Origin of the sequence: Pseudoalteromonas sp. SWXJZ10B (assembly GCF_015864475.1) — a bacterium.
Classification (GTDB): Bacteria; Pseudomonadota; Gammaproteobacteria; order Enterobacterales; family Alteromonadaceae; genus Pseudoalteromonas; species Pseudoalteromonas arctica.
On sequence record NZ_JADYXD010000042.1, the window covers coordinates 1 to 10153 of the forward strand.

Here is a 10153-nt window from a genome sequence, read left to right on the forward strand (position 1 = left end):
TTTTAATTTCGTCATTTTTTCACCCAAATTTGTATGCTTATTAGCATAACATTTCTTTCTTAATGGGTGGCCAAAATCACTGTACCACTACAAACAAGAGATTAAACAGTTAAACCACAAGTCTTTATGTTCTTGGCCTCCCACATCTATTAACTCATATTGAGGTAAACGCTCGCCAAGCCCTAAGCTCAAGTAAGCACTTTCCAGTAAATCTAAGATTTTTGTTCTTGAGGCTAGCGCCTTACCCTGCAAGCTCTCGTTACTCAACTCCTTATTATGAACGCCATCGTTTGTTAACTCTCTAACAGCATGAAATAGCTCTCTATCAGCTCCATGAATTGCGCTGATATCTGCAAGTTCATTTATTTGCTCCCATAAGTTTTTATTAGTAAATTCATAACTATGGTGTTGCGCATATAGTAAGCATAAGGTCTCTAGTATTTTACGAAATTTAAACAAACTAACATCAGGGCTTACATTCATCAGTAATAGTGCATTTTTGTAATCTGAAGCAATGGACTCTTTAAACAATGCTGCGAATTGTTCATCATTATTTATAGTGCTCATGCTGAAGCTCCCTGTTTATACGCGGCGTTATTTTTAAGCTGATACTCGCTATTACTAATGAGGCTAACTGTATTATCCTTTTTATATCGGCTAGTAAACGTCTCCCAGTTTATTTCACAGACTTCTAATGCTTGCTTCACACCTACATCTAAAATTAAATCACCATAAACATATCCATTTTGAGTTGCGCTATTTTGATAAAAGCGTCCTTGAGGGTTAATCATTAAATAAGAATTTGTCATTGCTTCGTTGTCTTCTGCCACCATGACTTCTTTTAATGAAGCGTGGCGTTTTACAAACCCAGAAAATTGCTCATCAGAAACTAATAAGTTGCTATTTAGTACAGGCAGCACCTGAAACACCTTCCATTTTTCGGGTTTTATGTCTGCTATTAGCTGCTCGAATGATTCTTGGTAATTAAGGCTATTAACAACGGTGTTTAACTTTATTGTAATCGATGGATTAACGCTACGAATCTGTGTAACTGCTTTAATTAAATCGTGGCTTCCAAAAGACTTACCTTTACGATCTATTCGGCCAATATCTTTACGTGCAGTTGAAAATTGGCTATCAAAACTGATCCCAATCATTGAAAACATGGCACCATAGTTATCTATAAAAGATTTTGTTAGGTAGTGGCCATTGGTAATTAGCGATAAATTAAAGCCTAGCAACTTTGTTTTTATGATTAACTTTTCAAAACGTTTTTTAAGTATTAAGGGCTCCCCACCTGCAAAATTAATACGTACACTTTTGTAAGGGAAAACTGCTTTTACTTGGTTGGTATTATCGTCAAAAAAGTAATTGGCTAATTTTTCAAGCATTAACTCTGCATCTTGGCCATTAGCTTGTATTTCGTTGGGACGATCCCACTTTGCATAGCAAAATTTGCATGAGTAGTTACATACTTCTGTAACGTGATAATTAATGACTAATTCATCAATAGACTTATTCATGCGAACCTCCTAACACAAGGTTCAATAACGTTGTTTTAATAGCTGAATCAGCTAATGAAAGTTCATTGGTTTCATTGAGTAATGAAAAAAGAATTAAATGGTGCATTATAATCTCCTAATATCACCGCGGAGTGCGGTGACTTCAGGAGCAAGTATCAAACTGTGAAATTCACAAAAAAGGGAAGGCAGTAAATATTTTAATATTTATTCAGCAATAAACTATATTCTTCGTATTCTGCTTTTTTAGTGTTGTATAGAGTTACTAGCCATTGACCCTGTTCGCTAATAAACGCATCTGGGTTGTTGGTAATTAGTTTACCCAAAACACCAAATTCACCTTCGATGACGGCTTTAAGCGCTAAATCATATGGGCTCGATTGCGCATCAAACTCAATAGAATCAGCAATCATCTCCAATGAACTATATTGACCTTCATTAAATGGATATGGAATTTGATCTTGTGACCAATCTATATTTTCATCTGTTAGAAAGAGCCTTAAATCACCAATACGCTTATCAAGTGCTTGAAATAGTAATTTTTTAGCCTTCCACTCCTTGGCAAATTGCTCAAAACTTTCAGTGTTGATTTTTTCGCCATTGAGCCAATTTACAACTAATTTTTTATCTTCAAACAACGTATCTAGAATAACCAGATTGCGAATAAATACATGATTACCTGCTTTAATAGGCTTTGGCACATAATCGACTGACTCAGATTTTATATCTTCCTCATCAAGTAGTTTAGCTTTGAGATTTTTATCTTTAACGTAATAATTTAAACGACTTCTCAACCGCTCTGGTAACAAGTTGCGGTCAATTCCCAAAGCTTGACAGGCAACCGCTGCAATACTTTTATTTTTACCAGCCATACTGATTCCCATAGCAACAAAGACGTTTTTTTGCGCCTTGAACCGTTAAAACACCTTTCGCTACAAATTCGTAATCAATTCTGTTTGTCTCGACACCGCACTGTTTTGCTACTCTATAAATTGCGCCAATACACATCCCTGCCAAATTGGCCTCCTCTAAAGATGTACTCATTGAGCCAAGTAGTGAATTTTTTTGTTCTAAAAATTCACTACAATATTTTTTAAGATTAATTTTATAGTATGAATGGTATCCGGTGCACTGCCCCGCTAAGTGCGCTTCAGTCACAGAAGTTGAAAGCTTTTCTAATAGTGAGCGTTGTTGCTCTTTTTTTTCTTTACACGCAAGGTCTATATCAACTTTCGCTAAACTGCTTGAGCTGAAAAGAATGAATATGACGAATATAAACCCTTTAAACATTGACGGTGCCTGCTTTTGTTGAGTCTTTTTCAGCTACTTGCTTTAATGGTTTTTCGTCAGGCTTAAAGTTAATTAGACACGAAATAAATAAGCTAATTATTATCACGTCATCAATCCAATAAGCGTTGTATCTACTCACAATAAGAAAAGGAATAATGCCTAGTAGGCTTACTTTTATTAGTACGTTTAGTGACTGAATACCTAATAAGCTGACACTAAACCGAAAAGGAGTGATAGCTAATTTTTTATATTTCCCAATTAAATTGCTCGCTGTTTTAATATTTACAATCCAAAACCAGCCTACTAGTAACTTAACAAACAAATTATCCTGAGTTTTAACCAATACTAAGAGGCTAATAACCCCAAGCACTAAAATAACTATTAGCGTGATTAAGAAGTGAAATAAAGAATGAGCCCAAATGCTAGGTTTTGATAACTGCTCTATTTGGTTAGCTCTTGAAAAAAAGTAAAACTTTGCTGAGTTTCTAATTAAATCAGGTTTTTTTAGCTGAGATAAATATTCAAAAGCAATCATATGTTTGGCTTTATATGTTGCAAAGCCATTGTCTGATAATTGAAAATCTTCATTTTCGTCTAATAAGGTATTTTTTTTATCTAAATACGCTATTGAATCTAGCGCGGTAGTAACCTTTTCATCACTTTTATCGAGTTCTTTAGGTACTTCAAACCCAGTGTCTTTTTTTAGGGATGCAAGGTTTACTCGCCATTGCTGTATTAATTGATTCTGGGATAGGTGGTTATCTTGAGTTTCTGCTTCTACTTTTGCATTGGTGTCAGTGGTGTCAGTGGTGTTCGAATGCTCGTTATTACTTTCCATACTTCTCTTAATATCCTTATACAAATAACTAAATTGAAGATTTTTATAATATTAAAACTAAAGCTCTTATATTTTTTATACTTTAAAGCAGAGTGACAGTTAGGCACTTTAATCCATTAAAATCACTTCATAAGGTGGATTTAACATGCATAACCTGATGATACCGCAAAAATTGAGACTTTATAAAACTTAATTTTAAAAATATGAATGGGTTCTTAATTACTAAATTATGATTTCACTTAAGCGCGCTAGTGCCACTCGAGGGTGTAACTAATTTTGTGTAACTGCCTATCATAATTTACTCTATCAAGAGTTTAAGGATTAGGCGATGAACATGAATAAAGAAGAACTCGAAGCGTTTGCTAAAGAAGCTGCTAAAAGTATTAAAACACCTGACGATTTAAATCAATTTAGCCAAATGTTAAAAAAATAACGGTTGAAGCGGCGCTTAATGCAGAAATGGATGAGCATTTAGGCTATCAAAAACACAGTAAATCCACGAACACCAATAGCCGAAATGGTAAAACAAGCAAGCGCATCAAAACGGAAGACGGTGAGTTTGAGCTTAATACGCCCCGTGACCGTGAAGGCTCTTTTGAGCCACAGCTAGTTAAAAAGCATCAAGCTCGATTTACTTCAATGGATGATAAGATTCTGTGGCTATATGCACAAGGTATGAGCACCCGTGATATCGTTAATGCATTTGATGAGTGGTATGGCGCTGATATTTCTCCTACATTGGTGTCGCGTGTAACCAGTGCTGTGATGGAGCAGGTTACAGAATGGCAATCCCGGCCACTGGATGCCATTTATCCTATTGTTTATTTGGACTGCTTGGTTGTAAAAATACGCCAAGATAAGCGCGTTATCAAAAAGTCTATCTACCTTGCCTTAGGTATTAATATTGATGGTCATAAAGAACTGCTTGGCATGTGGATTTCTGAAAATGAAGGCGCTAAGTTCTGGCTAGGTGTGCTCACTGAATTAAGTCAACGGGGCGTTGAAGATATTTTAATCGCGTGCGTAGACGGCCTGAAAGGTTTTCCTGATGCGATAAATACAGCTTATCCGCAAACACATGTTCAGTTATGCATATTGCATATGGTTCGCAACTCATTGAAATATGTTTCATGGAAAGATTATAAAGCCGTTACGGCAGATTTAAAGTTGATTTACCGTTCGTCACAGAAGAAGAGGCGTTGCTAGAGTTGGAGCGATTTGCAGAGAAATGGGACAGTCAGTACCCTCAAATAGCCAAGTCATGGCGTGCGAATTGGGATAATCTAAATACGCTATTTAATTACCCTGAGGCAATACGCAAAGCCATTTATACAACGAATGCTATTGAATCACTTAACAGCGTTATTCGTCGAGCGATTAAAAAACGTAAGCTCTTTCCAAATGACGATTCTGCAAGGAAAATGATTTATTTGGCAATAAAAGAGGCATCGAAAAAATGGACGATGCCAATTCGAGACTGGCGTAAAGCAATGAGTCGTTTTATCATTGAATTTGAGGAGCGCCTCAGTAAACATATTTAAAATCTAAAAACGGGCAGTTACACAGAATCCGTTACAGGCTCTGCCACTCTACCGCTTTTACTAGCCTAGCCAACTTATAAAAAGGCTATTTTTATTTATTAAAACTTCATTCAATCAAAAGGGCTACTGTAAGGTAGCCCCTTTGCTCTCATACAAACAAAATTTATTTAACTAAGGTTTTCAAATCTGCAGCAGTGCCGTTATACATTTTCCAATTATCAACAGACTCTATAATTTCTGCATTCGGAGATAATAGGCCTAGTGTTAACTTTTGGTCACGCTTAAACAAAGCTAGTCCAATATAATCATCGACACGAAGCATCCCCGTTCGATTATAAGCAACACCATCTGAGTAAACTAATGAAGTCTGGTTCATTTCAAATGCTGGCGAGAACGCTACATCTTGGACATATGAAAAACGCGTATCAACTGCTTCGCCACTGTCATATTCAACAGACATACGCTCTTCAAAATCAACTTCATAAGCAACACCATCAAATTCACCTGCACTATCATCCGCTAAGCCCGTATAAATAGCATGGTACCAATCACGATCTCGAAGACCCATACCTTCATTCACAGCTGCAGAATAGTCATCCATCCACATGTAGCCACCACCATATCTCCTTCCGTCTACTATCTTTTCTACTTTAAACAATAGCGCGGTACCCGCATCTGATTTATGGCCATAAACTAAGTTGTAAATTAAAGTGTAACTATCTTGGCTTGTTATAACCATCAAACCATCACGATCAACGGTAAAATTATAACAATCAGCATCCACATCAGCGTTTAAAGGTTGCCCTGAATCAACAAACGCATTTTTTATACAAAACTGCTCCCAAGAATTCTCTGCTTTAATAGTTACTTGGCCATACTGATCACCATCAAGGCGGTCAAAATGGTATACACTCCAATCACCCACAAACGAAGAGAGCGTGGTATCTTGGATGAAATCACCTTCTACAACGTCAACCTCTACGCTCGGGACCTTTAAATAAAGCAAACCACTTTCATCAAGCTCAAATGAAATCTCACTGGCAACAACACCCGACTCAAGCGCTGCATAAACAGTATCAGCAGCAAGAGAGACGTCATACGGCACATCCGTTAAAGACACACCTTCTTGTAATAATTTAATTGCATAGTCAGATGCCAAGCCAACCAAAACAGCTTGTGCATTGCTATCATCTAGCGCCGTGTAGTCACCTTCAAACACACTCACATCAACCGACCATAAATCTGCGATTGATTCAACAGAGTAACCAGAGTCTACAGCCATCGTTGTTACAGGGCTTACATTCGCTGAGCCAGCTTCTGCATACATAGTGTATGAGTGACCCACAATGTTGCCCTCATTTACGCTCGCTGTTTTCTCTGACACTGTATCAACAATAATTGCTGTATCTGTGTAGTCACCTGACACTGTAAATGCACCTGATGCTGATGTTAGGCCTAAAAACTCAGATTCTTCACACACTAAGTTTTGGTTTACGTCTGCACAAACGCGAGCATCGCTTAGTGGTCCTACGGTACCAATAACAAAATCAACATTGGTAACAACGCCAGTTGATGTGTCACCAGTCGAGTCCGGCACCTGCGTTTCAGAGCCAGAACCACATGCCGCAAGCAAGCTACAAAGAGATAAGGTAATTAATTTTTTCATTTTTATATTCCAATATTTTTAAGGTAGGTAAGCAACTGAGGTGCCTGAAGATTAAACTTTGATTTTTAGCCTATTTTTTGTTTGTAAACGCGCTCCACTTAGAGTTCTCTTTAAACGACTTACAACAACTCAGCTGTTGGCTACACTTTTAAGATGTTCTAGTAAAATTCCCATTAACTTTTCATCATATTGTGATGTCCCGTCAGGGCTTACAGAAACAGGATGACTTAAACGATATTCAACTTTTGACTTACCGCGGTACAAAAAAATATCTAAATCTACATACGCAACCATATCACCTGAATTAAATGTAAAACTATTCTTGTAGACTCGCTTATTTGACTTATTCTCATTCGGTTTTTGCTTTAATTTTCTCTCAAAACTTGTTTGAACAGATGCAGGGTCAAATTCAACATTAAATGAACCGCTAGAATAAACATGTCTATCAATATTTTTGCCAGGTTTATTCAATACATTATCGAGTAACTCTTGAAGTGTTTTGTCGCTTACAGGAGAAGATATTGGGATAAACAATGCGTCAGAAGCATCTTCTGCAGTCGCAGTCATTGCAGGTAAAAGGTTAACTTTAAAAGATTCAGTTGTTTCTTCAATTTGGTAAGGAAATGCAGTGTGAACTTTTGAAAGATAAGTACTGCCTGTGCGGAATTTATCCCCGCGAAAGTAGGTAATCTTCACTTCAGAATCAGTTAGAGAAACTTTTTTACCCCATATTGATTTTATGTCTGCCGTTTGCCACTTTCCGCATTCGATATCGCATTGCGTATATCCAGTATGTGCTGAAACATGCTCCCTTAAAGCATTTTTCACAGTCCCTAAAGTAACAACATTACTTGCAACGCCTGGTAGTTTTTTATATTCAAGTGTTTTATTTTTAGCTGTTAGACTCAACGGGATATCCCTGATATCGGGAGTTGACTTACAACCCGAAACAAAAGATAAAATAACAGCGATTACAGCAAGTCTTTTTAAGTTCATTATTAATAATTCCTTCTTATTTAAAGTTTAATTAAATGCGATTTTGTAAACTTATATACAATGGTTTTGAAGCATGTTTTTTCACGAAAGGAATATCTATGATTTTTTAAAAAGGAGGTAGTGAATAAATATAAAACAGTGTGATTTAGTGTGAAATTTTATAATTATTAAATAGTTATAAATATCATGGAGATTGTTGAAATAATCAAAACAAATGGTTAAACTCCCCGAAAAAATAATAAAGATCTTCCTGTGAACTATAAAATCAATGACTTTTTAATCTCACCAGATATTAATTTAGCATCAAAAAACAACGAAAAATTTGAACTGACCTCCCAAGAAATAATTGCACTTAAACTGTTTTTTTCGTCCGATGATGGTTTTGTTGATACACAAACTCTTGAATCAGAAATTTGGGGGGAACGCATTGTAACTAAAAACTCACTTCGTAAACTGATAAGTGATCTACGGTTAAAATTTGGCGATAGGGAATCATTTAAAAACATAAGAGGCAGAGGCTACAAACTCACATTTGAATCGATTGAACCCTCAACGGTTAATCACAAAAAAGTAACGAGTTATAAGTACTTGTTCACTTTACTATTTATTATTTTGATATGCATTGTGGCAATTTTATCATATAGCTATAAGGGTAAAGTTAAAACATTACCAAAGGTTTCAACTCAGACCGTTTTTGAATCTAAAGATTATATTTTGGACTATGCGACTCATAACAATACGCTATTTGTTACTGCGCGAGACAAAAATACATCAAAGTTATACAAAGTTCTAAATCGCCAAAACACAGTGTTAATGTCGGAAAATTACTCTGGTGCTTATCGCGGCTTAGAAATTCACACTAGCGGCCGCACCATAATGCACATGGTTGAAGATTCGAAATGCAAAATTAAAATCTACCGAATACCAGTCGAAGACCAAATAGATGAAATTCCTTGTAACAGGCAAAACGCATTCCCCTCTTTTGATTGGATCGATGAAAATAGATTTTACATTACTTTTAACGTTGATCCGAGTTCATCAATTAAACCTTTTATATATGACCTGACAACTAAGCGATTAGAAGAGGTCTTTAGTACTAATTTTGAGTCAGAAAATAAGAAAAATTTTATTGATGCATATATAAAAGGACACAATGATGGGGTATTTTCATTAAGAGAGAATCATTTAGATAAAATGTCTTTGACTTACTTTGAAGGTAATAATAGGAGAACACTTTATAAATTTAGAGCTAAACCTTATTCCGTTGCAGTTGCACAACAAAACCTATTCTTTGTAGGTAATAATAATGAGCTATTTATGTTGCCCTTATCAGATGACATATTATCTCAAGATATAAATTTATCGCTATTGATGGCATCGCAAGCTACCAAAATTGATGATCCTTTAGTTCTTGAAGAACAACTCTATTTTTCTTTAGGTAACGTTACCAAGGAAGTTATATATAGTTCATCAGGGGATTTTACTTATAGCTTAGAAAATGGTGTTAGAGACTTCACCTATACTGATAATGTGCTTACAGTTTTAGCATTAACCAATAGTGGTTACGCAATAGAACAACTCAAAGATGGACTTGTATTTAATACTATTTACTTCGATTCAAACCTCAGTCTCAGACATATAGCTTTTTTTAAAAACGAAATATTCTTGGCTGGTGCTGATGGTGTTTATAAGTTATTTGAAAATAAGCTGATTCAGATTAGTAATATAAAAACTATCGAGCTCGTGTCTAACGGTAAATGTATGATAGCAGAGGGTGACGGTATTCATTTATTTGAACAAAAAAAACATACCTTCATGAAAATAGTAGAGCAGGGTGAAAGAGCATTTCAAAGTGAGCAAGGGTGTTTATTTGTTGATACGCTAACTGGGAATATTGTTAATGAAAATCGTGAAATAATAAGTAAGCAAACAAAGAAAAGACTATTAATTGAGCACAAAGGAAAACTTGCACACAGATACAATGTCAAAGAACAAACACACATTGTGGATATTAAAACCGGTAAAGTAATAGAAAGAACGAGAGAGCGAGCCCGATATACAAGGCTTATTTCCTATGAGGATGATATTCTTTATTTAGGAGGAGCTGATGTTAATACTTCTATTTTGAGGTTGAAATTAGATTAAAAGCTTATCAGCTATAATCACCCTGAACTTATTATCGCTAGAGTATTTAATTTCATTGAGTGAGTAAGCGCATTGAAATTCCCCCTGTGTCAGGATAGTTGTCGCCTCTAACTTTTAATAGAGGCAGATAAAATGAGACGTCGATTTACACCAGAAT

General features: G+C 35.8%; 8 protein-coding genes and 1 pseudogene. 2 read left to right on the forward strand and 7 right to left on the reverse strand.

What is annotated here, in order from left to right:
• Positions 1-87 precede the first annotated feature (87 nt).
• The 5 genes from I6F54_RS19915 to I6F54_RS19935 all read right to left on the reverse strand — a co-directional run bounded on the left by I6F54_RS19915 (position 88) and on the right by I6F54_RS19935 (position 3648).
• Complete coding sequence (locus tag I6F54_RS19915; RefSeq protein ID WP_197142761.1) at positions 88-567, reverse strand: DUF4145 domain-containing protein; 480 nt, start codon at positions 565-567, stop codon at positions 88-90.
• On the reverse strand, positions 564-1523 hold the full coding sequence (locus I6F54_RS19920; protein WP_197142763.1) for a viperin family antiviral radical SAM protein: 960 nt from the start codon (positions 1521-1523) through the stop codon (positions 564-566). The genes I6F54_RS19915 and I6F54_RS19920 overlap by 4 nt, the downstream gene beginning before the upstream one ends.
• A 197-nt stretch (positions 1524-1720) precedes the next feature.
• On the reverse strand, positions 1721-2392 hold the full coding sequence (locus tag I6F54_RS19925) for a hypothetical protein (RefSeq protein WP_197142765.1): 672 nt from the start codon (positions 2390-2392) through the stop codon (positions 1721-1723).
• The gene (locus tag I6F54_RS19930; RefSeq protein WP_197142767.1) at positions 2382-2810 is read right to left on the reverse strand and encodes a hypothetical protein; all 429 of its coding nucleotides are present in this window, start codon (positions 2808-2810) and stop codon (positions 2382-2384) included. Before I6F54_RS19930 ends, I6F54_RS19925 begins: the two co-directional genes overlap by 11 nt.
• Entirely contained in the window at positions 2803-3648 is an 846-nt protein-coding gene (locus I6F54_RS19935; RefSeq protein ID WP_197142769.1) for a hypothetical protein, read from the reverse strand. The genes I6F54_RS19930 and I6F54_RS19935 overlap by 8 nt, the downstream gene beginning before the upstream one ends.
• A 334-nt stretch (positions 3649-3982) precedes the next feature.
• Here I6F54_RS19935 and I6F54_RS19940 point away from each other — a divergent pair.
• Positions 3983-5189 (forward strand): annotated as a pseudogene (locus I6F54_RS19940) (IS256 family transposase).
• Between the two features lie 163 nt (positions 5190-5352).
• Here I6F54_RS19940 and I6F54_RS19945 read toward each other — a convergent pair.
• Together I6F54_RS19945 and I6F54_RS19950 are read right to left on the reverse strand one after the other, a co-directional pair.
• The gene (locus I6F54_RS19945; protein ID WP_197142771.1) at positions 5353-6855 is read right to left on the reverse strand and encodes a hypothetical protein; all 1503 of its coding nucleotides are present in this window, start codon (positions 6853-6855) and stop codon (positions 5353-5355) included.
• 129 nt (positions 6856-6984) lie between these two features.
• Positions 6985-7851: a hypothetical protein gene (locus I6F54_RS19950; protein ID WP_197142773.1), complete on the reverse strand. Its 867-nt coding sequence runs from the start codon at positions 7849-7851 to the stop codon at positions 6985-6987.
• A 252-nt stretch (positions 7852-8103) separates the two neighbouring features.
• Between I6F54_RS19950 and I6F54_RS19955 the strand changes: the two genes are divergently transcribed.
• On the forward strand, positions 8104-9996 hold the full coding sequence (locus I6F54_RS19955; protein ID WP_197142775.1) for a winged helix-turn-helix domain-containing protein: 1893 nt from the start codon (positions 8104-8106) through the stop codon (positions 9994-9996).
• Positions 9997-10153: the final 157 nt, after the last annotated feature.